Below are 26,057 nucleotides of genomic sequence, written 5' to 3' on the forward strand. Positions count from 1 at the left end.
TCGTGCCAGGCGCTTCAACAGAATTCGTGAGACTTCCCGAGCCTTTGCCGCGTCCTCTGCATCGATCTTATACACATCTTCTAGCAAACCGTATTTTCGTATCAGTTCCTCGTCCTGGGACATCGCCACGATCTCATACTTGGGCTTTGACTTTTCTTTCTCGTTTCGCTCGATAAGGATTTTCACGCGGTTTCGCATTTCCTCAATGGATCTCGTGCGGTCCGCACCTAATGGGTTTGCCATGACGTCCACAGGTGCGATGTTCTCAGCCAGCTTGAAGGTGCCTTTTATGAGCAAATCTTTCATTTCCTCGAAATAGATTTTTCCTTGCCGCATCTCGACATTGTATCGTTTCCCGCTTCGACGCTCATGCAGCTTGTAGATCGTCTCAATAATTTCGGCCGGGCTTTTCTCCAAGAAAATGTCGTCGATTGGAGTGGCCATGTCTGGAACATTGCCGATTAGCATACCGAAATCACTGAGAATCTTCGTAATGGCTTGTGATGCTGGGATTTTGTTAAACTGATACACGCTCTTTGACTTACCAAGATACCAGGCATAATCATATACGGTGTACGTAATCGCGCTACGTCCCTGTTTCCCTTCTTTCACGACCACACCACGGTTTATCTCCTCACCATCTTTGAGCAGCAACACAACGTCTCCAAGATCGCATGGATTGACGGGGAAGTATTTCGCATCCGACCAGTTCACATCAAAACTCATCGCGGACATAAGAGACAGATTCGAGTCCCATGAGATACTGCCCACCAAGGGCGTGAGGTCGTGGCTTTTCTGACCATCGTTTTTGATAAGTAGAACTTGAAACATCGCATCAGCTCCTTGCCGTGCTCACAAATGGGAATTCGATCATCTGCAAGGTATAGTCAATATCGCCGCTACGACCTACACCATGCTCAAAATTCGTAATAGCAACCGCCATGTTCAACGATTGAACCCCCTGCGAATCAACGATGACCAGTCGTATCGGAATCCGCATCTTGCGCCAACGCTTAATTGTATTTACATAAGCCATCCCCCACATGCTGCGGTTTTGCAAGAATGGATAGTCTCGGATCGGGAAAAAGCTTTTGATATCTACGGATTGAAGCCCTTCCAGCCCGATCAATAGTAATGACTGTTGCAGCCCGTCCACCTGCTCCGTACCCCAAGGAGACGGTACGTTGTACTCAGATGGAGGCACGGGCAGTTGTAAGACCTCTGCATTGGTGTTAATCGACAAGAACACATTGATCAAGTCACCACCCCCTATGTGCTCCACATATGACGCTCAATTCGTCCTAGCAAGCTGTCTGCCAAATCTATCGGACTTAAATTATCACGTAACGTCGCCTTTGTATTCTTATCTGTTGCCTTGGTGTTATTAGCAAGCGCATTCGTGTTGGCAATCAATGCGCGTTCCATTTTTTCGCTACTCGCCTTGCGCTTGTCCAGTTGTTCCTTCCGGGCGCTGGCTATGTCGTCTTGCATACCTGTAAAGTTTTTGTCTCGCTTTGTCCTCTCTACTGCGAACTTAACGGGCGAGAAATACTCTGTATCACCCATAGTTGGAGCTACGGCAGATGATTTTACCGCACCGAAGTTGACAGCTATGGCTTCCATGCCTGCCATTTCTCGCATTGCATTCAAGGGGATAAGCATATCTCTTACGCCATTTTCTGTCAGTGTCACTAGACCATTCCACATAACAGCAGCTCCATACTTGATCGCCTCAAACGCGAAGTTAAATCCGTTAATCAAGTAGTTCGCCGTGCGTATCACAACGTTTGTTCCTTCCTCAGTTCTGATCACAATGTGGTCCCAAGTTGATGATACAGTTTCCTTGATAACGTCCCAGTTATTCACTACTTCTTTGGATATGCCTATTAAGACCCCAAAAGGACCGCCAAGTACAGCCGCCAGCCATTTCCCTTTTTCTCCAAGTTCATCCCACTTGTTCCACAGCCAAATGGAATACCCGACCAGTACACCCACACCCAATATGATGAGCCCTATAGGGTTGGCGTACATGGCTGCATTTAAAGCTAGTTGTTTTATGGTCAGGACGCCCATCGCGATATGGAGCGCACCATAGGCGGATGCAACACCGAATACAATTGGTTCGATCTTTGACCAGTTATCAATCACATAAGACGAGAAATCGAACACGTTCTTGGCTATCTTTTTCGTACCCTCGTAGACCTTCAATAACCTTCCAGAGAACTCGTCCGCCCATTTGGCCTCGGTGCCTTTTTCCATGAGTGCTTGGATACCATACAAATCTTCCCTAATTGCAAGGAACAAGGGCTTGGTCAGGTCTGCTAGCATCTGTGTGCCTGTTTCCTTGATGTTCTCCAGTGTATAGGTGAAGGTGCTTGACATTTCCTGCATAGAGCCCTTGAATCGTCCTTGTAAGCCCTTGAACAAGAGGGGAATTGCCTTTTCCGCAAACAATTCTCCATTCTCGCTCATCTTCATAACCTCAGCAGTCGATTTGCCCATCTCTTGTGCTAATATGCGCCAGGCTGGTACACCGCGTTCGGCCAATTGGTTTATCTCTTCCGCACTTACCTTGCCTTTTGATTGAATTTGACCAATAGCTAAGGCGATCCCCTTGAATTCGTCAACCGTACCTCCTGTTGCGGCTACTGCATCACCCAGCGTATACATAATGGGAATTAATCCCTCGCCTGCAAACCCCATGCCTAACATGATTTTGGCGGCGTCCTGGAGCCCGGCAAAGTTAAACGGTGATATTGCTGCGAGCTTCTTCAAATCAAGAACCATATTCTTAGCTGCTGCTGCTGATCCGAGAAGGATATCAAAAGATTTCTCAGCAGTTTCTGCACCTGCATTTGCCTTGAGCCCTAATCCGATAGCCGCTGTACCCATAGCCGCTGTTGCCACTCCAACTACGGTAGCCGCATTTTTTGCGCCTGATTTAATCGAATCCCACGTCTGCTTACCTTGTCGTTCCAAGTCTTGAAGTGTTCGCCTGTATCTGACGGTACCCGATCCAATCCGGTTCAGAATCGATGTTACTCCATCTCTGAGGCGCAAAATTAAGCTAACACTACCTGTTGACACTTCACCACCCGCTTTCAACGCAAAAAGGCGCACAAGCGTGCGCCTATTTACATACTCTGTTCTTTCAGTGCCACGACCATAGACTGTAACATCAACCTTTTGGTTACAAAATCGACGTTAAGCAGATATTCGGCCGTGAATCCTTTTTGCAAGTAGTGGTGGAGAAAATAGAAATCTTCGTCACCACTACTAATTAGTTTTTTATTTCATCGTCCACCATTCGCACGCTTCCTGCGAATCCAGACAGTTTTAGAGCCTGTCCGCTAATGGCTGCAATCTCGCCTGCGCGGAAAAGCATTTCAACAATATCTGTTGGCTCAACACAACCGTACTCCTTCTGTAAAACGGGGTCTTTTAGATCGGGTGTGATAACACAATGGTACACTGCAAACTGATCGGCTTTCATCGTGTCATCTTGAGCCATCGCAAGCGTTTCAACGGCAATCTCTCTAGGTGGTTCTTGAATAATAATTTCCCCATCGAGCGAATCGACATAAAGTTTGAGTGTTTTTAACTGGCGGTTTTTAATCTGGTCTTTGCGCGAAAGTAAGTCTTTTACAGTAAGTGTTTTTCCCATTTTATCCTCCATTTTTATCAGGTATTAACCTGGAATCATATCTAACATTTCATAATCGCTAAATTTAAACGGGATGTCTTCGGAGCCAACTGTTTTTTGTGCAAATTTCAGCAGCATGAACTCTGAAAAGGTTGTGTCATATAGCGCAACACGTTCAGCCCCGAGTGCTTCTGGATCAGCGACTTTACCTACTATGTTAGACCTCGGATAGATGCCTTTTCTCACATTTGCCGCCATTTTCCGTTGTACACGAGAATAGATTTTCTTAATCTTCATAGTGCCTTCCCCTGACCAGCCAAGACCTTTCTGAAAGGTGCCCGACTCATTCGCAAAATTGAGGTCTTCGTATGCGATGTTTATTTTTGCCTCAAACTCGTCTACTTCCATCCACAATTCGCCGTCCACCCATATACGTCCATATGTTCCGTTAATGACACGACTTGCATCTGGCCTCTTCATATGCTGTCACCCTCCTTCCTTAAACAGAGATTTTCATTTTCAGGTCTTCTACAGCATCCACAAATTTCACATTGTCGCCCATCAGAAACACCTTTGACTCAAAGGTTCTCTCCTTGACCTTTTGATCGTCCCAGGTGCTTGTGTCTTTCCCGATGCTTTCCCATGCTTGCCGCTGTGAATCAACATCGACACCAACAGCATTGTCTGCGGCAGGGTCGAGTATAGTCCCTCTCAGCCCGCGAAGATATGAGTTAGTCGCGATGATAAACAGCACTTGGTTATCGTAACTGTTATTGACTTTGCCGACGTATTCATCGTTAAAGGTGCGTGTAATGTCCTCTTTGACCAGATCGTGACCTTCAATGATCTTGATTTTTTTGAAATCCGCTTTTTTATCGGTTGAAAGGGTAGTCAAGGAATTTACTCCACGGGCGATTTTAATTTTGTCGCCATCATTGATCAGAATAAGCTTTCCTTTGTCAATATCATCGTCAGGAGTTTCACTTTCGGTGATTGCCTCGACTTCCGGCAATACGAAAAAGGTAGAACTCCTAGTCAGTGGCAACCCGGCTAAAATCCCAGCGATGCGGGCTGTGTATTGAGAAGCCGTGTAAGTATTTGAACCAACTTTGATACCCTCAGTTGTGAAATTAATGATGCCTTCGTGATCGGCAGCAACGTTTGGCAGCACTGCTTTAAACGTTTTTTTGTTAACGTCGCGCCACGTTTTTATCTGTGTGGCTATGGTTGTTGAATCCGCTGCTGCAATATCAGGAATAGCTAGATAGTTCCACCGTTTGTTTACAAGACGGTTAAGTGCATCGTTGTAGTCGGTCGCGGCAGCAGCAATCCGTTCCACGATTATTTTCGATGGCGCTCCTAAAAAGGCATCCTTGATGTATTGTAAGTTTTTTGCAGTCCAATCACTGGGCTTTACATCGGAAATATTCTTGTACTCTATCGTATCAAACGACCCTGTCCCATCTTTTAGTATGAGTGACACGATACCGCGCTGGCTTCGCTGAATTGCGGAAACGGCCAGTGACGAAAAAATGATCGATATTTCTGGCAACCCCACGGCGTCTACCTCCTATAATCGTTGTAGTATTTTCTGATATTCTTGTTGCAATATAGATGGATAAACTCGATTGATTTCTTGCCTCGCCTTGTCAAAAACATGAAAGCCGAGTACGAAACCAACCTCTTGTTTATTTGGTTCAGGACCTACCATCCTGTGGCCATGCTCGATCAGGTGGGCGTGTCTGCTCTTACTGTACGCTCTGATCTTATACTCGCCTGTAGTCCGGTCCACCCACGCTTTTCCCCGTTTTATGGACGCAAAGTATTCGCCAGTATCTTCAACTACAGATTGTTTGGCCCTTTTGAGCACCATCTTCCGCGCAACCCCACCAGCATTTCGCATCATGCGCTTGGCTTCGTTGGGAAAGTGACGCTCCAGGTCACGTATATTGCTGAGAAAGTCATCCAGTCCTGTCCAATCAACGTCAAAGCTACTCATGACTTATGCTCAACTCCCGCATTTTCACTGTATTATCGTCATCCATTGGATCTTCTGCCGCATCATCGTGAAAAGAGAAATCAAAGTCGAAATGCAATACGCTATCAATGATATTTGACCTTGCATTGCTTATCGTAATCGTCCTATCTTCAACTGCGAAATTGAGCCCAAACAACACATCCAACTTGTCTTGGACGTCATATGCCTCTTCCTTGTAAACGTAACGATCAGATGGGAAAAAGAGAATGCGACATGTCATCTCTCGATAGGTGGAAAACATAGTCGAGTCATTTACCCCTGTTTCCAGCATTGTGAAAAATGACGGTCTGGAAAACCCCTCTTTTACATCAGTGCTGTGGATTTTTACCTTCGGGAATGCGGCCTTGATCTTGTTCGCGATTGCACTGTTTATCTGAGCTCGCGTTAACCTACTCATGGAATCACCCTTTCAAGCTGTAAAACAAGCGTTTCATGTCGGTTGAACGGGTCCTCAATAAAACGGATGTCATATCGTTGTCCCTCGATCTTCACAAACATATCCGCTGTGATACCTGGGCGATATTGAATCGTGACGGTTGCATTGTTCGATGTCTCAATGGTGTTGCTGACATTTCGCTCCGCACCGCCTTTAAATTCGACCTGTGCAGGCAGGGTATATAGAAGCTCTGGCTTTGGAATTAGCTCGTTCATGCTATTCTCAACGAATGTGTTTTTCCAAATTTCAATCGTGTCTCGAAGTCGTGCCAAGTTCGTCTGTACATCGTCATAGGCTTGGCAAACCAATTCGATCAATTCGTCTCCTTTGCTGTATGTCCGCAAGATCAGATAGTCCTTTCCGTTGTGTCTGAGCTTTTGCTCATTTTCGTATTCAAAGGAATGGACTTCAAATACCACTGTTGGCTTGAGGTTATTGGCAATGGCCTGATAGAACTCAGTTCGTGACACAGACTTTTGATTGGCATACACGCTACGGGTTGTTTCGGAAACACTGGCTGTCGCGCCATTCGATTGATAGACGGTAATCAGCTCTACAAGTTCATCCCACGTCATTTGCTCCCTCCAGCATGAATCATCAAGTTGTGGAGCCTGAACTGGAGATGCCTTGGCATGGCCTCTTTGCTATCCCGGCTCTGATATCGCCATGTGGCATAGTCACAAACAAAAAGAAGATGATTGGAGTTGGTGCTGACCAGCACCACTCCTTTTTCATCTTCTAGCTCTGTAATGACACCTTTGACAATCGCTGTGAGGTAAGAATCGCGGACAGCAGTTCGAATGCCTAGACGCTCTTTCACAAGCCCTACGGCTGTTTCTACGTCCATCCCAACGCCCCCTTGATGGCCGTGATTATTTCAGCTTTCAGCATAGTAGACGACACGCCTTCAATGCCATGATCCGAAGCGAACTGTAGCAATTCGCTTTTGGTCATAGCATCTAAGTCAGGCTGCGTCACGGGGCTGCTGAAAGCTGTTACGGGTTTGTTGGTGCGGCAATATCCACAAGGACGAACGATTCCGGTTTAACAGGTTTCCCGTCATATCGACCAACGCCCCGAATCGCCGTTTGGTCCTCGCGGAATTTGTAGTGGGCTGACATATCGACACGTGTACCCTCACGTTCGATAAGGGTGTACTTGTCAAACACACCAAATAGAATTTTATCCTTTGGCAAATAGTTATTAAACACAACTCGCAAACCAAGGAAATTCGGTTGAGACAAGTTAGGCAGCATCACAACGTCTTTCCCTTCTGAATTTACATGCAAGGAGAGGACAGCCAATTTTGCGTAGTATGTTTGGCGATGAACGACTGCAACGATCTCTCCAGATGCATCCTCACCCGTGTCAATTAAACCAAGTAGAGGAACCAGTTCCTGATACTTAGCTGAAGCTGACTTCTTGTTTGCTGCCGGAATTGCTGGCAAAATTCCCTCTGGCTGTTTACCTGCATTACCAGTTCCAGTCAAGATAGCCTTGTCCAAGGCTTTTGCAATCGAACGTGCGATCCGCTTCGTCAAATAATCGTCAAGGTTGATAATGCTGTCTTCCAGCAGTGAATTGTCGATGTAAACAACTCGCCCAACCTTAAAACCATCGAATTGAACGGCAGTCAAAGCTGAATCATCATTTTCTGGCAATGCTCCCCGTTGTTCAAGCCATGTAGCCTCGGCAGTGTCCACATCAAGAATGAGTTTGACGCGTCCACCCGCTGTGATTTTATCCACCAAAGGATAAAGCGTTGTAAAATCACCGATGCGATCGCGAATCCGGTTAACGACAATATCCGGAATAACCAGCTCGGCTCCTGCTTCACCTGGAGGAAGAACGTTGCCGTTAGCTCGGGACTGCAAACGCGAACGGAGCTCACCGTAAAAGTCCTCTACTTCTCGTGTGAAATATTCCTGATTGATTGCTCTTTTGCCCATTTCCTTTCCACCTCTTTCATTGTCATTCTGCTTGCTGCGAGATTCGTTACTCAGTGCCTTGCTGTTCAACTGGTCCAGCTCGCCTTCTAGTTCAGCAATCTCGCCCTCCAGCTTTGATTTCTTTTCAGCTAGGTCTGCCTTCTCGGCATCCAGTTTGCCGACCTCTTCTTCCACTGCTGCGATCTCCTCGTCTGTGTTCGCCTCATCAATTGCAACCTCCATCTCAGCGGACCGCGTATTAAAGGCTTCTTCCTGTGAAAGCAATTCGGCCAGTGCCGCCTTCCGCTGTTCGATCTTTTTACCCAGCATCAGTTGTCTAAGAGCCATGTCCTTTTCAACCTCTCTTTCAATTGGTGTTTGCGCTGCTGCATCTGCCGTTCTCGATGTTGTGTGACCTCTGCCTTTCGTGCCTGCACGCCAGTATCCTCATAGGCCGGAAACGTACAAACGGAAACTTCATGAAGATCGATCTCTTTGATTGTCCACTTCACCGTTCCGTCATCCCGCCAGTCCGCTTCCTCTCGTACAATGTTGAAGCCAAAGCTACACTGGTCCACGTCGCCACGCTTAACCCGCTCGTATAGGTTCACGGCATCGCTGTCGTTCGGGTTGATCTTGACTCGGCCCCATAGACCGTGGCTGTCTACCCTGAGCTCGAGAGTCCCGGGCTTATTCCGACCAAGGACAAACATGGTGTCATGGTTGATCAGCGCCCGAATGTCATTGCCCAGCGTTTTGTCAAAAGCACCAGACTCGATTTCCTCGAAGGCTCCTGGCCACAACTCCGTTTGCCGATTGAACACGGCAAAGTAGCCTTCAACGATCATGTCCTGACCTTCTGACTCTTCTCTCGTTTTTAGCTCAGTCTGCAAGCTGCGTGTTTGCCTTGAATCTCTACTCACTTCCATCACCTCCCCCTTTGTTCAGCTTCTTCTGATCGCCAATCATGCCAGCAGGAATGTAGTTTTCTAGGATGACCCGCTCGTTCAGGCCCTCGAGAGGCGATTGGCCCAACCAATCCCGGACCTCGTTGCCTAACATCAAACCACGGACATAGAGATTGCTGCCCACCTCTGCAAGTTCCTTCGTGTCGTAGGCGTAAAGCGACCTCGGATTAAACTTGAAGTATAAATCTGGAGCGAAAAGCAATTTGCGCGTAAGCTCTTGCTCAATTCCTTTCGCTAATGGCAGGATTCGAGTTTGGATAAAGGCGTTGTATTCATCCTTCTTGAAGTCACCAACACCAACAAAAAAAGGCGGTACGCCCAGCATCGCGGCTACCGTCCTTTTATCGATTTGGACTGTTTCATGAATGGCAATATCTTGCAAGCTGAGTGGTCGGACCTGTTCAATCTTGATGATCGATTCTGGAATGATCCACGGCTTACCACTCTTCCCATCACCGATGTAACGCTCAATAATTTTGTCGCGCTCTTCCTGACTGGTGAACTGCGAAGTATCCGCATCAACACTGACGATGATGGAAGGTCGCCACTTATCCCCCATGAAAGCTTTCTTTGTTGCTGCTGCTTGTTTTAGATTGCCAATAACATCCCGCAAGATTAGACGATAGCCACGGCCAATCCAAGGTCTATCAGGGTCGGGGTTGATCTTGAAGTGCAGGACCTCATCATGTTCGTATATACGCCCCTGAATCGTTACCTGATAGCCCGTCACTAGTCCAAGGCTGTTCTGAGTCGATGACGGGAACCCAACTATACTTGATGGCAACGGAATCAACTCATCAATCAACCCGTCACCCGTTGTTGGGAACACGATACAATTCCCGTCTCCCTCCAGCAGCATCGTATGTACTATGAAATACATCCAATCCTTACGCGTCATGGGGCTGTAAGGGTCGATATCGATTTTACGCGCCAGGGCATTTCGTACACGGATATCCCCATCTTTGACATTCTGCATCAAATGAACAGTCATGCTGCTGATCAGGTCCGCAATGCGACCAATGGCCATTCGTACCTCGGGATTATCTGATAGCCGCACATAGCCGTCTGGTACAAGGATCGATGTATCCCCACCAGCCATGAAAATTCCCACTGGAGACTGAGATTCCGACCTTGATTGTGGACCTGTTCGCTTCCGTTTTTTGCCCATGATACCTACTCACCTCCTTTGAGCCATTCGTTGGTGGACTTGCCTTTGTCCGTATCCTCAATGAACCGCACGCACGCAAAAACAGACGCGTCAAAAAGGTCGATACGCTTCTTCTCATCGACTTTTTCATACTGGATCATGTCGTCTGTCTTCTCTACGCCCCTTACGTTTTGCACACAGTATTCGTACGCTTCACTATGCAGGTAATACAGCTTGCCAGACTTGGCTTTTTGTTCAATTCGGCGGAACCCTTGCGACTTGCGCCAAAAAAACTGCGGTTCATCTATCAGCCTAAAACCTGCATTTTTTGCGTCTCGAAAGAACTCAGCGGAAAACTTTCGGTCAAATCCGATTTGCTTGATTTTGAACCCGCTCCGTCGCATTTCCACGAACCAATTGACCACCTCTGCGTGGTTTGTAACGGGCGTGTTTGTCATCGTCAACCATCCATCATCTTGCCAACCAAACAGAGGGATGCCGTCCTCGTCCGCCTTCGCCGCCGCCGCGACAATAGGGAACCACGCGTGCGTGATGACAATTGCGATATCTTGGTATTCTCCATACAACGCTGCTGCGGTTAGGTCATGCATCTTCGCCATGTCCGCTCCGCCATACCAAATGATCGGCAGACTGGTCAACTCTTTAAGAGTCCACTTGTGTTCGCGGTCACTAGCACGGAACTCGTGGATATCGAAGTAGGCAAGCATCGCGGAAGTGTAAATATTGAGCGATTTCGCCAGAAAATCCTTACGTTGCTGCGGATCGTTCTGTGCTTGCAGGGCATCATTGAGGATATCTTCCGGCCGGATCGTCACACCGTAGTTCGGATTCGCTTTTTCATGCTGTACTGGGTCCGTGTAATCTACATTCCCACGCTCATCCTGGTCAGCTTTGGCGATGAACACAAAATAAGCCTCATCTGGGGCTGTGCCATCAAGGATTTTTTTGCAATACTGGAGCCGCTGGTAACAAAAGCTGCTCATATCATCGCCAGCAGTCGTAATCCCAATCATCAACTTGTTTGTAAATGCCTTCATAGCTTCTTTGATGATGTTGTATTGCTTTGGCTTTGTGTAGGCGTGCAGCTCGTCCGCAATGGCAATGTTACAGTTCAGCGAATCCTGACGATCCGGGTTTGCTGCCAAGGCTTCAATGTAGATTGAGCCGTCTCCCATTTCTCCGGTGATGCTGTGTTCCTGGTTATTGTTCAGGATGCGAAAGCTTTCTTCTTCGCCCATCCTCTTAATGTTGAATAGAATGAACTCGAATGCCTGTTTCGACTGCTTCAAAGCGTGGGCCGTGATGTAGATAGTCGCCCCTGATCGACGACTAAGTAAAGCGAGCGCCCAAGCCAGCGCGGCAACAAGCCGAGTCTTGCCATTTTTGCGAGGAATAAAAATAAACGCCTCTTTATAGCGGCGTTCCTCGGTGCCTGCTTTAAAAAATCCTAGCAGGTTGTATATGATGAACTTTTGCCAAGGTTCAAGAAGGAACGGCTTACCGCGTAACGGCGTCCCGTCTAGTGCCTCTCCCTTATCGTGAACAAAGGTTCGTTCGATGATGCCGATAACAAACTCTGCATCCTTCGTTCGAAAATCATACTCCGGGTTTTCTAAGTCTTTGAGGAATCGTCGGCACGCTTGAACCAACTCTCTGCCAGCGATCTTCCTACCCTCGACAATGCTCTTGGCGTACTCCATCACAACGTCAAGGTTCTTTGCTTCACTCAAGACCACTTAGCGCTGCAGCCAGCGCGGACGTTTTTTTCTTCTCAATCTTGATTCCGTCGATGGTTTTCGGATTCAAGCACAAGCGATCCGTGTACGCCAAGATATCTTTTCGGAGGGATTCGAGTGTAGCGACGATAGGCGCTTTTTTCGTACTGCCATCCGCTGTTGAAACTTCGTATTGGTACCCCTCCGAAGCAAAGCGCTCATTCAAAATAGCGTATTGCTCCACCAGTTCTGCATAGATTTCGATGATCCGATCGTACTCTTTTTTGTACGTTCCCAAGCTTTTCATATCACGAATGGTCGTGCGTTTCACCGCCGCTTTCGTCACTTTAGCCACCGCCATCACCTCCCGAAAAAATTTTTCCCAGAACTCGCGCTATTGGAAACGGCTGGCCGAGTCGGTCCACCGAAAAAAAATTTAAAATTTTAAAAAGTGGGGGGATATTTTTTTTCAAACTTTGAACGAACTCTTTCCTGCCAAGCTAGTCCTAATGCTGTTAGCTCGTGAGTCACCCTGTCATGCATAGCGTTGTGCTGCTTGTCACTAAGAGAAATAAGGTTCCAGTCCACGAACGCTAGTTCAGGGTAAAACTCCAACGGGTAAATATGATGCACAGTAGTAGCTGGTTCAGTCTTACCGTACCGCTTACTCTCCTGACACATGTATTTATCTCTTCGTAAGATAGCTTCCCGCTTCCGCTTCCAACGCCGTGACTTGTACACCGACTGGCTCAATGCTCTTCCCCCTTTCTAATTTGTCAGACCAAAACAAAACCGCCCAGGTATATCCCCCTGAGCGGCTTATTCATCGTGCGTACACTTAGTATAGAGCGATTTTTGATTTACTTGCAAAAAACGTCAAAAGCGTCAGATGTGTCAGAAATGTCAACCCTGCAAGAGCATAGTGAACATGATCTTTTCTATCTGGTATCGTAATCTGACAAAGTTCCTTCTGTGCGTTTCATCTTAATTCGTGAAAATTTCCTACATGTAGAACAATGGTTATATTGGTAATGGCTAGGTAAAGAAGTTTATTGGCACTGGGCAGCCCTCAAACAAATATTGTTCTATAGGATCACATTTTCTCTTTCTGTCCAATTTATCTCGTGTATACCACGGAACTAATTGGTATATCAGAGGGATTAACTGCTTTACCAATACAAATACCAATCGTTTTTTTATCAATGAGTGAATTAGAGATTTGTACTGAAATAACTTTCATTTCTAACTCTTTGTAATCAGGTGTTCGAACTACGATATAGTCACCGATCCTATTTTTAATTTCAGAATGACTTAGAGTATCAAGTTCAGGATTTATTCCAACTATAATAGTTCCATATTCTTTTGATTCAAACACATCTCCTATGTCCAGTAACTTGTGCATTCATAATCTCCCTTTCTATCTATGTTGGATATAGAGTTCGTCCTTAACGTCTCGGACACGGAGTCCACCATTCCTCAATCTTGTAATTGCATCCCTTATTAAGGTCATTCTTTCGGTAGGTGTTAAATCAGGAGCAAATCTAGCTGCTCTGATACTTGCTTGAGCCTCGTCCAATGCAAAGTTTCTGGCGTAAGTTGCAGGATCAACATCATAAAGCTCAAATGCTTTTCCACTCGCATAGGATTCATAGTGTCCAATAATTTCATGAGCTATAGTTGCCTTACCTGAAACGCGACTATTCGCACTTAAAGTTCCAGTTCCAGGAGATTGAGCAGGTAAAACGTCAGTATTAATATATAATCTGTCATACATCATACCAGTATTCCAACCATCCCTAAAAACTATATTTTCTTCAGGGAAACCTATCTTTTTTGCATATTCAATCAAATCGCTTTTTTGAGCATCGGTTAATTCCTGTTCGTTTCTTAACCCTCCAGAAGAAATCTGACGAATATCACTCGTCCCCTTCTTTCCCTTCCTTGCCGCATCCAATAAATTCTTAATTCTTTTACTTCCCCCCAGCGTTAGTACACCCAAGGCAAGCCCACTGATTGCAATTCCATCCGCGAGATCGATTTTATCATCCCGCAATGTATCTATGTCTTCTTGTATTGGCTCGATATAGCCTTCTCTTACAAACACTCCAACACCCTTCGGCAAATCATTTGCTGCTTTCTCCAAAGCGCCTGGCAACTCACTCGCCGCTTTTTTCATCGCAGCAGGAACGTCTCCCAGCATCGAGATTCCTTTGATGAAGTCATCCAACATGCTTGGTTTTTCCTGCGGCTTTTCGCAAGCTGGTCCTTGTCCAAAACCAGCAGCAGACGGCCCGCTATTTGCTGACGACTGATTTCCTATCGTCACACCACCCAAATCCTGCCCGTCATCTTCAATCTTGATCTGCCCACAATAGAAACACATATTTGTTGATTTATTAAGCAATGCCGGATGACCACCGACCATTTTGTCCGCTTTCCCATCTATCCATGGCATTGTTGTTAGAGGTGTGCACGGCATTGGTTTAAGTACACCATTGTTGGCTGCTGTGGCAGAAGCGACTGTGGGATTTTGTAAGCTGCTGCACTTTCCGAATGGCATGATATTTACGTTGGGAACAAAATCCATGATGTTCATTTGCGGCTTTCCTTTTACAAAAACACCATGGCTGAACGGCATTTTCAGCCGACTTTGTTTACTTCCGCTGCTGCATGATAAAATAGCGCCGACAACTACGTAGCTCTTGCGTTCGGCACTTGACTGCTGGATATTGATACCTTCAATATTGGGCAAACAGTCTCCTCCTCTCTGTAAAGGTTTCCATACAGATGGGAGATGCTCATGTTGATCGATATGTTTGATATCCAATCCATATATAAAAAGGAAATAATGCCCACATAATGAAGTATCGGATGTGGAACAGCCATCAAGAATAGATATAAATACACAAATATCTAAATACGTTTATAGGTATTTAGAACTATCAAAAAAAGCCACCCGGTTATTTACCCGAGCGGCTTATTCATCGTGCGCAGCCTTAGTATGGAGCGTTTTTCGATTCTTTTTCAAAATACGTCAGATGTGTCAATCTCCATTCGTTTAACGAATAGATGAATTAAATCTGATTCATATGCTGAATGTATTTTCCCTAGTTTAAAGATTTGATCCATAACATTTATTGGTTTTCATTCATTTTCATTCTGATGTCTGCTAATTCTATTTCAAGATCGAGTATTCTATTCTTTAAAATACGAAGGTCTAATTTACGGTCAGAAATTTGCGATTTAATCTTATCAATAGTATTTAAGTATTCTGAATCACACGCTAAGTTTGAGTCGTTATTCATTGTTTCATTCATATCTTTGAATGTTCGTTCGAAAATGTTTATCTGTTTTTGCATATCGTGCATTGCTTCTAAGAGATGTACTATTTGCATTTCCTTTAAATGCGCTTCTTCCTTCAATGAATTGAAATTGTTGTGTCCTATATTCATCTGATGTTTTGTTTCGAAAACAATTGTATCCAATTCCACTTCATTTGTCTCGTCAAATTCTCGCATTGCTCGAACTTCTTCTATAGCTTGGCTACTTCCCTCATCTAATTGTTTTTCAGCTACCTCAATAAACTTATCCGTCTGATACATGTAAAATTTATTACCAGTGGTAACCATCATTTCATCAACCAACTCTGGTCTAGGGCCAAGAGTTATACCACCTAACCTCTGCCACCAATCCTCTTTTATATCATCTGTTACCAATATTATTGGTTTCTTCACTTCTAGTGCTTTTTGTATTATTTGCTTCCAAACGATCAAATCCCCAAATTTACTTTCAATCACTAAGTCCCTGAAATATTTCACTTCTTGTTTTTTGTTATCCTTGTATCCAGGCGGTATCTCTCTTTCATATCGAAGAGCACCCTCTTTGTATATATCATTCAGTTGTTCTTGATTAAAGGGTTCTCCCACCTTTTCTTGGAGAATATTAGTTAATGCTTCACCTAAAAGATCGTTATTCAATAAATTTGGATGATCTCCTTTTTGGCTGATTACTTGGCCTGAAATTTTTTCAGTAATTTCAGATATACTTGAGATGATTTCCTTGGTATCGATGATTGGATGTTTTGAAAACTTACCTAATTCTCCAGCAATTGAATTTGGTATTGCTGCAACAATTCCCCTTACCTTGTCATATGCTTTAAATTGTTGGTCAATCACAGTAATTCTATTAAAATGAAATTCAAACGCAACTTGATGCGGAATCCAAATTTTATCTGCGTGAAGCTCAATAACTTTTAACAAGGTCTCCCTAGTAGAGTCAGTATATCTGTAGAGATTTAACATAACATTTGCATCTAGAACAATTAGACAGTCCTTCCATGCATCTTGAAGCTCCGCTTCACTTGGTTTGTAATATCCCGGAAAAGATGTCCTCATTTTGCCAACCCCCAAAATTTTCTATTTTGTTCTTTCGACATTAAAGTGTAAAACCCTATGAGCTTTCCTTTTCAAAATAAAATAGCTACCCGGTTCCGACCCGAGTAGCTAAGTGTCCATGATCTCTTCGTATTTGACTAAATCTTTTAAGAACCAAACAATTCCTCACTGTACAGCTCCCTTGCCAATCGATTCACGATGTCCCGCTTGATCTCGTTCAATCGTTGCCGGGAAACTCCTACATGCCTTGCAATGCTATTCATACGCATTCCATCCATCATGCATTCCAAGACCGTCCGATGCTTGCTGTCACCTAACTCGATTGCGAAATCATTAATCTGGCGCACCTTGTTTTCAAGGCTTTTCATTCGCTCGATACGCTTTTCGTACCGCTCTTCCGGAATAGTTAAGGTGGAGAGGCGTAAGCCTTTCCCGCTCGGCATACCTGCTGCATCGCCATAGGTAGCGACCAGTTTTTCTTGTATCAACGGATTCGAAGATATCGCCTTGTCTATTTCCTTCCTAAGACGCTCAACCTCTTTAACCATCCAATGGTAATCCTTGATTTCTTCCTCTACCTTTTGCACGACTTCAAGAGCTGGTTCAAGATTGATATAGGCGAGCTGCCCGCTCCGATCAAGCAACCCTTGATTCTCTATGATGTAATTGTCCCACTCCGGGCAGGTTTCGATCTTACCAACGTGGAGGTTGTGTACACTACAGATCGATTTCTTGCCCCATTGAGTAGCGGGACATTTTTCGCAAACACGTTCGATCAGTTTATCGTTCACCTACACCGCCTACCCTTTTCTTGTGAAGTATTTTGTAAAACTCTTTGACAATACTCCCTCACTCAATATTGATTCTGTTAATTTAAGGCATAATAAGTTGGATCATTTTTAAATGGAGGAGATAAAGATGTTTAAGTGGATTTTCAGCTTAGTATTGGTATTCTGTTTACTGGTAGTACCAACCAATCTATCCGATGCCTTGGAGCCCGAAAGCAAACCTGTTAATCATTTGTTCAAGGTGCCGACTTCAAAAAGTGGAAATCAATGGTCTGTAACAATCGGACAAGCTAATTTGGACGGTCGTGCAATAAAACCTGTTTTACAGAAGTATGATGTGTACAGTTTATCGATTAAAAATATAGGTGAAACAGTATACAACGTAAGAGTAGAGGCATATAAGGCTTTGCCTGATGAACAAACTAAATTACGATTGTTTTCAGTGCCAGTTAAGAGCGAATTCCTCAATGGTGAAGGAATGACTGTACATCAAAACTTCCCTATAGGCTTGGATGCTAAAGAACTCGAAATCAATGTATATTGGGAAATAAAACAGGATTACGGAAGCAAAGTTAATGGCATTAATGTTACACGAACTTGGAAAAATTCGTTTTCTTTTAAACCTGATTCTCAACAGCCCTAGTGGGCTGTTTTTTCTGCAATATTACATTCTGAGCAATTTGCTGTGAAGATGCATTGAAACCAATTTCTGTAACATTCGTATTTAAATACAAGATGAGTAATTGGAGTATGAAGCCAGTGGAACTAATAATCTTTGTGTTCGAATTTATCGGTAATCTCGTAGGATTGATTCTTGGCAAAGAAGATCCGCATTAAGTGACGTTCATAATTGAGCTTGTGTTCCCTACTTTTTTTGTCCTATCCTCCCACGTTACGCTCCTAGAAAAAGGAGTGTTGTCGTGTGGAAAGGTCGTTTTACTATGCCGTTACTTGGTCCGAAGCGAATGCACTTGTTAGGGTCTTATCCGAACGTTTTATTCCGTTCGCGTTGGTGCAGTCGAAGCAATTAAATATTCCCCTGAATCACATTGCTATTGTTTTTCCAGACCTCAACGTTCGCGTTTACGCCGTTGTTCGTGAGCTTTTCGGCAGGGACGGGATACGCTACCCTGATCCTTTTGCATACAAAGATTAGCTCCAATAACCCGCTGCTTTGAGTTGGTTTTCGGAAGCGAGTCCATCCAAGCTCGTTCCTCTGGCCTCATTGGCCTTGTGATGCACTCGCTTACAACAGACTGTGCTGCCTCAGCTCTTTTCCGCGCCCGCATTTCTGTACCGTATCTATTTGGGGTGCGTGCCAATCTATTCATCTTCCAAACTCTCCTTCTCGTTCATGCTCTTGATCTCAATCGCTGGAGTCGTTCAAGCATGTCCGGGTAATCAGTGATGTTTTTAGCTTCCTGAGTTTGTTTGGCCCCTGCTCTCTCTTGCTGCATTTGCCATTGAACACTTTCAGGCAGCTTGTCCACCATGGGAACGACATTATTTCGTCTTTTCCATGACCGAGTCTGATTTCGTTCAGGCATAGGCTGTGCAGCCTTACCGCTCTCGATGGCCCTGTTTCGTTCGAGTTTCTTCCAAGCAAACGTTAAGCAGTAGTTAACCGATGTAATCTTATCCTTTGGATGACGCGGCTGGTACTGCTCGAATGCTTCGTCTATTGCAGCAAGGAGCATGTCCGTTGTTCCTCCACTGACGATAAAGGTCTGAATATTTTTAGGTTCGTCGCCTTTGAGGTAGTACATCTGACCTGTTTTCGTGATCATCTTTTCTTCTACTCTCTGGAAAGCCAGCTCCGTTTCACTTAGGTCTTCTTCCAGAACAGTTTCATTTATGCCGATCCCGGTAGGTATCTCATTCGTAGAAGAAGATATTTTAAAAGATTTATTTAAAAGACTTTCTTTAGACCCCTCTCCATCCTTAGAGCCGCAAGGGATTGGAGAGTTATCCCCATCATATTTTTCATTGTCGTCCGTCATATTTTTTATTGATTCCGACAATGATTCATTGTTTGTCTCAATATTTTGGAGTAGTGTCGACAATAAAACATTGGTTACTTCAATATTTTGTAAGCTGTTGTTTACCAGCTTTTTCAGGTGTTCCGAAGACGCTTTTTTCTTACGAGCGATCATCCATTCTTCAAAGCGCTTATTGAACATAATGATTCGATACTCAGGAAACCACTTGATGATTCCGTTCGCTTCCAAATGCTGTAGCTCTTCGCTTACAACGTTCCGATATACACCCACGGCTTCAAAGTCAGCGTAACTATCATACATCCAAGCCTTTTTACCGCATCCCCAACTCAACCGTAGAACTAAATCAATCATGCTTCTCTGGCGCTTAGAGAAATCCCGCATCGCGATTTCTTCAAAAAGTGTATGGGCTATTCTAAGGTGTGCATCCGTAGGTTGTGGGTTAACCATTAACCGCTACCTCCTTTTTATGAAATGCCTGTGTTGTACAGCGGGAGGAGCACTTTTTGCTGATAAGTCTCAAAAGCTAGACGGCCCTCTCTCGTGTTATGAGCTTTCCAATGGCAGGTTCCCGACTGTGTAACTGGCCCGCACGCCAACGCTACATTCCATGGATCACCAGTTCCACCTTGGCTACGAAAGACGATATGATGGCCCTCCAGCGTCCAAACCTGGAACGAATATTTTCCACACATAACACATTGCCCGTTGTCCCGCTCCCATACTTCCGCTAATACTGCCGGAGTAACCTTTCCACGATCTTTCTGCTTCTTAACCCGTCGCTTGTGTTTTGGCTTTGGCACCTTGCGTACCTCATCAAACATTCCCATCGTTGTCACCCTGCCTTTGCGCTAACACGCGATACTGGCTCAATTTGATGGGCTTCCACTTTGGATATCTAATCCGCATATAGGCAGTAGCATATCGTTTCAATGTCTTCGAATCACCTAGCGTGCGATATAAATCAGGTAGTAGAAACCATTTCTCTTTATGATCTATCGCTCATCCCTCTCCTTTTGCTGGAGGACAGACTTTTATGTATACATTTTTGCAACATTCGCTATAATATTTAGAGCGAGGCTTGTCCTCCGTTGATTCGGCTGTCATTTTCCCTATCCGCCAAGATGAATGGAAATGACTGTATTACCCCATCTGTTAGCAGCAGGTGGGTTTTTCTTTTTTCATAAATCGCCTGAGGATACTTGCTGCTTGTTTGGACTCTCGAGCTTTTTTAATTTCCATAACTTTTTCAGCAGTAATTCGCATTTTGAGTGCTACCATGATCATTCCTTGCTGCTCATAGACTCTAGCTGTTTCCTCGAGAGCAGAAACGATCATCGAAAGCTGCTCCTCATCTACCCCATTCAACGTTTCCTTGACGCCTTCATGCATTATCCTTTATTCACCTCCTCTCGGGCCTGTCAGCCTAAACCACACTAAGCAATAGTTTTTTGAGAGGCACGCCTGTTCAGGTAATGAAAATGTCGATCTAAGAACGCCTGCATTTCTTTTGCCCGAAACATCCACCTGCCGCTTTCACGTCCATTCGATATTTCTGCCATTTCTTCCTTAAACTCTGGATTCAGCAGAATGTTTTCGATAAGCCAGTCACGTTTTCTGCAAGTTTCTGCTTCAAGACGCTTCAAATCCCACCAGCTTCCAGTTCCACTCTCATCTAAAGCACTCTTAACCTTCTCTTCAACAAGTTGACGAATGAATTGATCGTCAATCGATACAGTGATTGCAGAAGGATGACCCAAACTCTCCACTCCTTTCATTCCTCCGTCACCTTTCAGGCGGTGTATTGTTCGTCCTTATCAAACAAATACTCAAATGAGCAATCCGGAAAGAAATTTCGTTTGATGTGAAAAGCCTCATCACAAAAAAAGCGTGATTTTCCATTTAGCTTATCGCTAATAGTTGCAAATCGAACTCCAAGTGATTCAGCTAATTGACGTATTGTGATTCCCCGTCTCGCCATCTCAGCCCGCAGGTTGTTGTATCGCACCTCTGTTCACCCCCTGCCCCTGTACACTGAACGCAATTGCGTTCGTCTTGTTCCAGATAATAAACGTTATTGCGTTCATTGTCAATATTAAACCGCTATTTTTGAACGCAAAAACGTACACACCAACTTTACAATGCGTATTTTTTGTTGTAATATACGGAAAAGCGTTCATCGAATAGACTAATTCTGTGAGGTGTAAGTAAAGTGGATAGAAAGGCTGAAATATTATCGGAATTGATAGATAAGCGTGGAAGCAGGAGAGCTTTTGCTGAGGAGATTGGATTGCCGCCAACAACACTCCAATCAATGTTGAGCCGTGGGGTTGGTCGAGCATCTATTGATAACGTGATAAAGGTATGCCGTGCCTTAGGAATTACAGTCGATGAATTAGATAATATGGCATCAAATAAAGTCGTTGATGTTCATACCATTGCTGCCCACCATGATGGGGAAGATTGGACTGATGAAGAACTTGAAGAAATTGAGCGGTTTAAAGAATTCGTGAAACTAAAGAGAAAGCAACAGGAGTGACAGAATGACCTACGAGGAGCTCTACCAGGAGGCAATCCAACTAGGAATAGACATCTATGAAATGCCTTTAACACCAAGAATTAAAGGATTGTATAGCGACAATATTATTGGCATAAATAAATTTATCCCAACAAGCATTGAAAAGCTTTGTGTACTCGCTGAGGAGTTAGGCCATTACTTTACTTCATCTGGAGATATCTTAGATCAATCAAAAATTGTGAATCGGAAACAAGAGAAAAGAGCAAGAACCTGGGGATATGAAAAACTTATTCCTCTCAGTGCATTTGTCCAAGCCCATAAACATGGAGTTAGAAACCGATACGAACTTGCGGATTATCTTGGAGTAACAGAAGACTTTCTTGAATCCGCTTTAAACAGATACATTGAAAAATACGGAACTCATGTAATAGTCGGTAATTCTATAGTTACTTTTGAGCCATTGGGTGTAGCAGAACTTTTTTAACTTTGCGCTTTCCAGCCGCAAGGCTGTTTATCATACAAACCAAACCGAACTAACGTTCTCATTCTGGATGTATGGAAGGAGTAGCAGGCGATGGCAAGTTTTCAAAAGTACACAACAAAAGATGGCGTTAGATGGATGTACAAGTATTACTCTACAATCGATCCGGAAACAGGTAAGAAGAAGCCGTCTACAAAAAGAGGTTTCAAAACGAAGAAAGAGGCGCAATTAGATGCAGCTCGCACAGAACAGCAGCTCGCAGAAGGAACGTTCATTACAGAGGACAAGAGCAGCGTTACCTTTGAACAAGTCTTTAAACAGTGGTTTGAGACGATTTCAAGCACCTATAAACCCAGCACTAGAAAAGCCGTACTATCCAAATTCAACAAGCGCATTCTCCCCCACTTTAGAAAATTAAAAATGAAGGACATCAGTAGAGCTTATTGCCAAGATGTGATTAATAAGGTTGCTGAAGAAATTAAATCGGTCGACAACATGAAAATGTATGCGAATCAAATATTTGAGTATGCGATCACTAAAGAAATCCTTGTAAACAATCCGTTAAAAGGAGTGATCATTCCGAAGAAAGACGAGGAGTTTATTGTAAACGAAGATGAACCAGAACGTAATTACTGGGAGAAACACGAGATTAAAGAATTTTTAGAGTTTGCTAAGAGAGAGTGTACAATGCGGGATTACTTAATGTTCCATCTCCTAATTTACACTGGCGGACGTAAAGGGGAAGTTCTGGCCTTGCGCTGGAGCGACATCGATTTTAAAGCAAAAACCATTCATTTCAACAAAACTTTGTTCTATGAAAAAGGGAAGTATGTATCTCTGACGTCCAAAACAGCCGCTTCTAGACGTTTTATCAGCATGGATGACACAACGGCAGGGTTACTCAAAAAATACCGTACAGGGCAATCTGGAGCTTCGGTTGTACATCTCCATTCAAAAGATAATGAAATGGTTTTTACTCGTGAAGATGGGTCCCCGCTACGACTCGCATATCCAAATGACAAATTAGATGAGATTACTAAATCAAACAATCTTCATCCAATTACAGTCCACGGCTTACGACACACTCACGCCTCCCTTTTATTTGAAGCTGGTGCCAGCATCAAGGAAGTTCAGGAGCGCCTCGGTCATTCCGATATCAAAATGACTATGAACATCTACACCCACGTTACCCGAACGGTCAAAGAGCAAACTGCATCCCGATTTGAGAAGTTCATGGAGCTATGACCAAACAAATATAGTCAAAATATGGTCACGGCTCATTCGGGGGAAAAATTAAAGCCCCTGACCAATGAAGGCCAAGGGCGATAAACCTTGATATAGCAAGCTTCTTAGCGCTTGGAGAACTGAGGTGCGCGACGAGCTGCTTTCAAGCCGTATTTCTTACGCTCTTTCATACGAGGGTCGCGAGTCAGGAAGCCAGCGCGTTTCAGAGCGCCGCGCAGTTCCGGATCTGCTTTCAGCAGAGCGCGAGCAACGCCGTGACGGATTGCACCAGCTTGACCAGTGGTTCCGCCGCCGTTTACGTTAACCAATACATCGTAACGACCGAGAGTTTCAGTCAGAACGAGTGGTTGTTTTACGATCAATTTCAGTGTTTCCAAACCAAAGTAAGTATCCATTTCACGCTTGTTGATCACGATGCGACCTTCACCTGGAACCAGGCGAACGCGTGCTACGGAGTGCTTACGACGACCTGTACCGTAGTATTGTACTTGTGCCACGTATATTTCCTCCCTTTACCTTAACCGCGAATTTGCCAAACTTCTGGTTTTTGTGCTGCGTGTGGATGCTCAGTTCCAGCGTATACTTTCAGCTTGGTGAACATTTGACGTCCCAGGCTGTTTTTAGGCAGCATGCCTTTTACCGCCAGTTCGAACATACGATCTGGTCGCTTGTTCAGCATTGCGCCAGCAGTGGTTTTTTTCAAACCACCTGGATACAGGGAGTGAGTGTAGTAAATTTTGTCATTCAGTTTGTTACCAGTCAATTTCACTTTGTCAGCGTTGATTACGATTACGAAATCGCCAGCGTCAACGTGAGGAGTGAATTCTGGTTTCAATTTTCCGCGCAGGATAGAAGCTACTTCGCTCGCCAGACGACCCAGCGTTTGGCCTTCAGCGTCAACGATGTACCATTTACGCTCAACTTCGAGCGGTTTCGCCATATATGTGGTACGCATTTTTGTCCCTCCTAAATATCTTACCTAACACATTTCCATCTACTTATAACCAAAACAACCGAAACTTGCAATGGAAGATAATTGCTGTTACGGGTGAGCAACTCTTCCAGGTGTTCCATGTAATCACGATCTTGTCTTTCAATCCCGGGGCTAGAGTGGGGCTAGGCGGGGTTAAAATACCAAGGAATATCGTACTACATAGACGCTCCATAGTCAAGTGCTGCTCGTGCGTCTAATAGTTGGAAATCTGAAAACTAGTAGACAACTTCCCACATGGTCAGACCCTTGGCTGGTGCTGTCTTACCTGCCTTTTCCCGATCACATGCGGCGAGGATTTCCCTCAGTTCAGCAGGGTTTCTTTTTCCTTGCCCTACTTCAACCAAAGTCCCCACAATAATTCGAACCATGTTGTACAAAAAACCGTTGCCTCGGCATGTCACCCATACCTCGTCTCCGATTTTTTCCACGGAGAGCCCGTACACAGTCCGAACCTTGTCCTCGACGTATGTCTTTGCCGAGCAAAAGGAAGTAAAATCATGTTCACCCACCAAATAATGAGCAGCCTGCTGCATTGCGTCTACATCTAACGGAAACCGGACATGGTCAGCGTAACGATGCCGGAATACATCTGCCACTGGATTGTTGTCGATACAATATCGATATTCTTTTACTTGCACATCAAAACGCGCATGAAAAGAGGCATCGACCTCTTCGACTGTCCGAATGACAATAGAATCAGGCAATTGATTGTTCAACACAAACCGCCATTTATCCATCGGAATGTTGCTGGACGTGTCAAAGTGAATCACTTGACCGCGTGCATGAACACCCGCATCTGTCCGGCCTGAACCGAAGACTTGGATATCCTCTCCGGTAACCCGATTCAATGCGGCTTCAATTTCCCCCTGGACCGTTACTTGATCTGGCTGTACCTGAAAACCGCTGAAGTCAGTTCCGTCATATGCCAATACACATCGCAGTCGCTTCATGTACGCCACCATCCAATCACGATTACCAAGATCACACTCACAACAGCTACGATTCCATCACGCCAAGTGAACGTCAGCTTATTCAGCCTCGTTCTCCCCACTCCCCCGCGATAGCCACGCGCTTCCATCGCCAAAGCCAGTTCTTCAGCACGCCGAAACGCACTAACGAACAATGGGATAGCGATCGGAATCAGGTTCTTGGCTCTGCGCACGAGACTTCCACTGGTGAAATTGGCTCCTCTGGCGGTCTGCGCCTTGATGATTTTATCCGTTTCTTCCATCAGGGTCGGAATGAACCGGAGTGCAATAGACATCATCAGGGCTATATCATGAACCGGTATGCCGATCTTCCCTAGTGGTCCTAGTAAACGCTCCAAACCCTCCGTCAAATCGATTGGAGAGGTTGTCAGTGTTAGTAGGGAGCTAATGAGAATCAAAAGTCCCAACCGCAAAGAAATGAAGATCGCCTGGCGAACTCCCTGTTCTTCTACTGTAAACCATCCCCACTGAAAGTAAACCGTTCCGCCTTTTGTGATAAAAATATGCAAGACTACGGTAAACAAAATCAGGATCCAGACAGGTTTTAAGCTTTTTAATATATAGGACAAGGAAAGCCTAGAAAGAAGTGCAGCATACAAGGTAAAACCAATGAGTATGGCGTACGTAACCGTATTGTTAGCCAGAAAAATCAAGGTAGCAAAAAGGATGATGAAGAGAAGCTTGCTTCGCGGATCTGCACGATGTAAAAAAGATTGCCCTGGTACGTATTGACCAATTGCGATATTCTGCAGCAT

At 44.7% G+C, this 26,057-nt stretch carries 32 protein-coding genes and 1 pseudogene; 5 read left to right on the plus strand and 28 right to left on the minus strand.

What is annotated here, in order from left to right; translation table 11 throughout:
- From ODZ53_RS26345 to ODZ53_RS26435, 19 genes and pseudogenes are all read right to left on the minus strand, one after another.
- A partial coding sequence (locus tag ODZ53_RS26345; RefSeq protein WP_372681180.1) for an XkdQ/YqbQ family protein occupies positions 1 to 831 on the minus strand: 831 nt, incomplete at its 3' end.
- A 4-nt stretch (positions 832 to 835) separates the two neighbouring features.
- Positions 836 to 1,249, minus strand: coding sequence for a hypothetical protein (locus ODZ53_RS26350; protein ID WP_372681264.1), 414 nt, complete (start codon positions 1,247 to 1,249; stop codon positions 836 to 838).
- 20 nt (positions 1,250 to 1,269) lie between these two features.
- Positions 1,270 to 3,087: a tape measure protein gene (locus ODZ53_RS26355; protein WP_372681182.1), complete on the minus strand. Its 1,818-nt coding sequence runs from the start codon at positions 3,085 to 3,087 to the stop codon at positions 1,270 to 1,272.
- A gap of 193 nt (positions 3,088 to 3,280) precedes the next feature.
- A complete protein-coding gene (locus ODZ53_RS26360; RefSeq protein WP_372681184.1) occupies positions 3,281 to 3,664 on the minus strand; it encodes a phage tail assembly chaperone in 384 nt (127 codons plus the stop codon).
- A gap of 24 nt (positions 3,665 to 3,688) precedes the next feature.
- Entirely contained in the window at positions 3,689 to 4,123 is a 435-nt protein-coding gene (locus tag ODZ53_RS26365) for a phage tail tube protein (protein WP_372681186.1), read from the minus strand.
- A gap of 19 nt (positions 4,124 to 4,142) precedes the next feature.
- Positions 4,143 to 5,201 (minus strand): phage tail sheath subtilisin-like domain-containing protein, encoded by a 1,059-nt coding sequence (locus tag ODZ53_RS26370; RefSeq protein WP_372681188.1) that lies wholly within the window; start codon positions 5,199 to 5,201, stop codon positions 4,143 to 4,145.
- A gap of 12 nt (positions 5,202 to 5,213) precedes the next feature.
- On the minus strand, positions 5,214 to 5,642 hold the full coding sequence (locus ODZ53_RS26375; protein ID WP_372681190.1) for an HK97 gp10 family phage protein: 429 nt from the start codon (positions 5,640 to 5,642) through the stop codon (positions 5,214 to 5,216).
- Complete coding sequence (locus ODZ53_RS26380) at positions 5,635 to 6,078, minus strand: phage tail terminator family protein (protein WP_372681192.1); 444 nt, start codon at positions 6,076 to 6,078, stop codon at positions 5,635 to 5,637. Before ODZ53_RS26380 ends, ODZ53_RS26375 begins: the two co-directional genes overlap by 8 nt.
- On the minus strand, positions 6,075 to 6,692 hold the full coding sequence (locus tag ODZ53_RS26385) for a phage head closure protein (RefSeq protein WP_372681194.1): 618 nt from the start codon (positions 6,690 to 6,692) through the stop codon (positions 6,075 to 6,077). The genes ODZ53_RS26380 and ODZ53_RS26385 overlap by 4 nt, the downstream gene beginning before the upstream one ends.
- Complete coding sequence (locus tag ODZ53_RS26390; RefSeq protein WP_372681196.1) at positions 6,689 to 6,964, minus strand: hypothetical protein; 276 nt, start codon at positions 6,962 to 6,964, stop codon at positions 6,689 to 6,691. The genes ODZ53_RS26385 and ODZ53_RS26390 overlap by 4 nt, the downstream gene beginning before the upstream one ends.
- A 148-nt stretch (positions 6,965 to 7,112) precedes the next feature.
- Positions 7,113 to 8,393 carry a phage major capsid protein gene (locus ODZ53_RS26395; protein ID WP_372681198.1) on the minus strand — a complete coding sequence of 427 codons (1,281 nt, stop codon included), beginning with the start codon at positions 8,391 to 8,393 and terminating at the stop codon, positions 7,113 to 7,115.
- Complete coding sequence (locus ODZ53_RS26400) at positions 8,375 to 8,974, minus strand: HK97 family phage prohead protease (protein ID WP_372681200.1); 600 nt, start codon at positions 8,972 to 8,974, stop codon at positions 8,375 to 8,377. The genes ODZ53_RS26395 and ODZ53_RS26400 overlap by 19 nt, the downstream gene beginning before the upstream one ends.
- Positions 8,961 to 10,181 carry a phage portal protein gene (locus tag ODZ53_RS26405; RefSeq protein ID WP_372681202.1) on the minus strand — a complete coding sequence of 407 codons (1,221 nt, stop codon included), beginning with the start codon at positions 10,179 to 10,181 and terminating at the stop codon, positions 8,961 to 8,963. The genes ODZ53_RS26400 and ODZ53_RS26405 overlap by 14 nt, the downstream gene beginning before the upstream one ends.
- Positions 10,182 to 10,186: 5 nt before the next feature.
- Positions 10,187 to 11,881: a terminase large subunit gene (locus tag ODZ53_RS26410; protein ID WP_372681266.1), complete on the minus strand. Its 1,695-nt coding sequence runs from the start codon at positions 11,879 to 11,881 to the stop codon at positions 10,187 to 10,189.
- A 22-nt stretch (positions 11,882 to 11,903) separates the two neighbouring features.
- On the minus strand, positions 11,904 to 12,257 hold the full coding sequence (locus ODZ53_RS26415) for a P27 family phage terminase small subunit (protein ID WP_142497615.1): 354 nt from the start codon (positions 12,255 to 12,257) through the stop codon (positions 11,904 to 11,906).
- Positions 12,258 to 13,013: 756 nt separating this feature from the next.
- On the minus strand, positions 13,014 to 13,298 hold the full coding sequence (locus ODZ53_RS26420; protein WP_372681204.1) for a hypothetical protein: 285 nt from the start codon (positions 13,296 to 13,298) through the stop codon (positions 13,014 to 13,016).
- A gap of 933 nt (positions 13,299 to 14,231) precedes the next feature.
- Positions 14,232 to 14,648: pseudogene (locus tag ODZ53_RS26425) on the minus strand (DUF4280 domain-containing protein); the annotation flags it as partial.
- 382 nt (positions 14,649 to 15,030) lie between these two features.
- Complete coding sequence (locus ODZ53_RS26430) at positions 15,031 to 16,290, minus strand: PIN-like domain-containing protein (RefSeq protein WP_372681206.1); 1,260 nt, start codon at positions 16,288 to 16,290, stop codon at positions 15,031 to 15,033.
- Between the two features lie 146 nt (positions 16,291 to 16,436).
- Positions 16,437 to 17,081 carry a hypothetical protein gene (locus ODZ53_RS26435; protein ID WP_372681208.1) on the minus strand — a complete coding sequence of 215 codons (645 nt, stop codon included), beginning with the start codon at positions 17,079 to 17,081 and terminating at the stop codon, positions 16,437 to 16,439.
- A gap of 127 nt (positions 17,082 to 17,208) precedes the next feature.
- Between ODZ53_RS26435 and ODZ53_RS26440 the strand changes: the two genes are divergently transcribed.
- Both ODZ53_RS26440 and ODZ53_RS26445 read left to right on the plus strand, forming a co-directional pair.
- Entirely contained in the window at positions 17,209 to 17,721 is a 513-nt protein-coding gene (locus ODZ53_RS26440) for a hypothetical protein (protein ID WP_372681210.1), read from the plus strand.
- Positions 17,722 to 18,000: 279 nt separating this feature from the next.
- Positions 18,001 to 18,234: a hypothetical protein gene (locus ODZ53_RS26445; RefSeq protein WP_372681212.1), complete on the plus strand. Its 234-nt coding sequence runs from the start codon at positions 18,001 to 18,003 to the stop codon at positions 18,232 to 18,234.
- Positions 18,235 to 18,430: 196 nt separating this feature from the next.
- Here the strand turns inward: ODZ53_RS26445 and ODZ53_RS26450 are convergent, their stop codons facing one another.
- The 5 genes from ODZ53_RS26450 to ODZ53_RS26470 form a co-directional block, all read right to left on the minus strand.
- The gene (locus ODZ53_RS26450) at positions 18,431 to 19,525 is read right to left on the minus strand and encodes a replication protein (RefSeq protein ID WP_372681214.1); all 1,095 of its coding nucleotides are present in this window, start codon (positions 19,523 to 19,525) and stop codon (positions 18,431 to 18,433) included.
- A gap of 17 nt (positions 19,526 to 19,542) precedes the next feature.
- Positions 19,543 to 19,905: an HNH endonuclease gene (locus tag ODZ53_RS26455; protein WP_372681216.1), complete on the minus strand. Its 363-nt coding sequence runs from the start codon at positions 19,903 to 19,905 to the stop codon at positions 19,543 to 19,545.
- 325 nt (positions 19,906 to 20,230) lie between these two features.
- On the minus strand, positions 20,231 to 20,467 hold the full coding sequence (locus tag ODZ53_RS26460) for a hypothetical protein (RefSeq protein ID WP_372681218.1): 237 nt from the start codon (positions 20,465 to 20,467) through the stop codon (positions 20,231 to 20,233).
- A 44-nt stretch (positions 20,468 to 20,511) separates the two neighbouring features.
- Complete coding sequence (locus tag ODZ53_RS26465) at positions 20,512 to 20,853, minus strand: DUF771 domain-containing protein (protein ID WP_372681220.1); 342 nt, start codon at positions 20,851 to 20,853, stop codon at positions 20,512 to 20,514.
- A 14-nt stretch (positions 20,854 to 20,867) separates the two neighbouring features.
- Positions 20,868 to 21,056, minus strand: a complete 189-nt coding sequence (locus tag ODZ53_RS26470; RefSeq protein WP_260506970.1) for an XRE family transcriptional regulator — start codon at positions 21,054 to 21,056, stop codon at positions 20,868 to 20,870.
- Positions 21,057 to 21,287: 231 nt separating this feature from the next.
- On the opposite strand from ODZ53_RS26470, the gene ODZ53_RS26475 reads away from it, so the two are divergent.
- The 3 genes from ODZ53_RS26475 to ODZ53_RS26485 all read left to right on the plus strand — a co-directional run bounded on the left by ODZ53_RS26475 (position 21,288) and on the right by ODZ53_RS26485 (position 23,319).
- The gene (locus ODZ53_RS26475; protein ID WP_372681222.1) at positions 21,288 to 21,614 is read left to right on the plus strand and encodes a helix-turn-helix domain-containing protein; all 327 of its coding nucleotides are present in this window, start codon (positions 21,288 to 21,290) and stop codon (positions 21,612 to 21,614) included.
- Between the two features lie 4 nt (positions 21,615 to 21,618).
- The gene (locus ODZ53_RS26480) at positions 21,619 to 22,077 is read left to right on the plus strand and encodes an ImmA/IrrE family metallo-endopeptidase (protein WP_372681224.1); all 459 of its coding nucleotides are present in this window, start codon (positions 21,619 to 21,621) and stop codon (positions 22,075 to 22,077) included.
- A 90-nt stretch (positions 22,078 to 22,167) separates the two neighbouring features.
- Complete coding sequence (locus ODZ53_RS26485; RefSeq protein ID WP_372681226.1) at positions 22,168 to 23,319, plus strand: site-specific integrase; 1,152 nt, start codon at positions 22,168 to 22,170, stop codon at positions 23,317 to 23,319.
- A gap of 104 nt (positions 23,320 to 23,423) precedes the next feature.
- Here the strand turns inward: ODZ53_RS26485 and rpsI are convergent, their stop codons facing one another.
- The 4 genes from rpsI to ODZ53_RS26505 form a co-directional block, all read right to left on the minus strand.
- The gene (gene rpsI / locus ODZ53_RS26490; protein ID WP_005828788.1) at positions 23,424 to 23,816 is read right to left on the minus strand and encodes a 30S ribosomal protein S9; all 393 of its coding nucleotides are present in this window, start codon (positions 23,814 to 23,816) and stop codon (positions 23,424 to 23,426) included.
- A 20-nt stretch (positions 23,817 to 23,836) separates the two neighbouring features.
- Positions 23,837 to 24,274 (minus strand): 50S ribosomal protein L13, encoded by a 438-nt coding sequence (gene rplM / locus ODZ53_RS26495; RefSeq protein ID WP_012684005.1) that lies wholly within the window; start codon positions 24,272 to 24,274, stop codon positions 23,837 to 23,839.
- Between the two features lie 254 nt (positions 24,275 to 24,528).
- Entirely contained in the window at positions 24,529 to 25,263 is a 735-nt protein-coding gene (truA, locus tag ODZ53_RS26500; protein WP_172143219.1) for a tRNA pseudouridine(38-40) synthase TruA, read from the minus strand.
- A complete protein-coding gene (locus ODZ53_RS26505) occupies positions 25,260 to 26,057 on the minus strand; it encodes an energy-coupling factor transporter transmembrane component T family protein (RefSeq protein WP_012684003.1) in 798 nt (265 codons plus the stop codon). The genes truA and ODZ53_RS26505 overlap by 4 nt, the downstream gene beginning before the upstream one ends.

It is taken from the genome of Brevibacillus sp. BD137 (genome assembly GCF_041644655.1).
Classification (GTDB): domain Bacteria; phylum Bacillota; class Bacilli; order Brevibacillales; family Brevibacillaceae; genus Brevibacillus; species Brevibacillus brevis_D.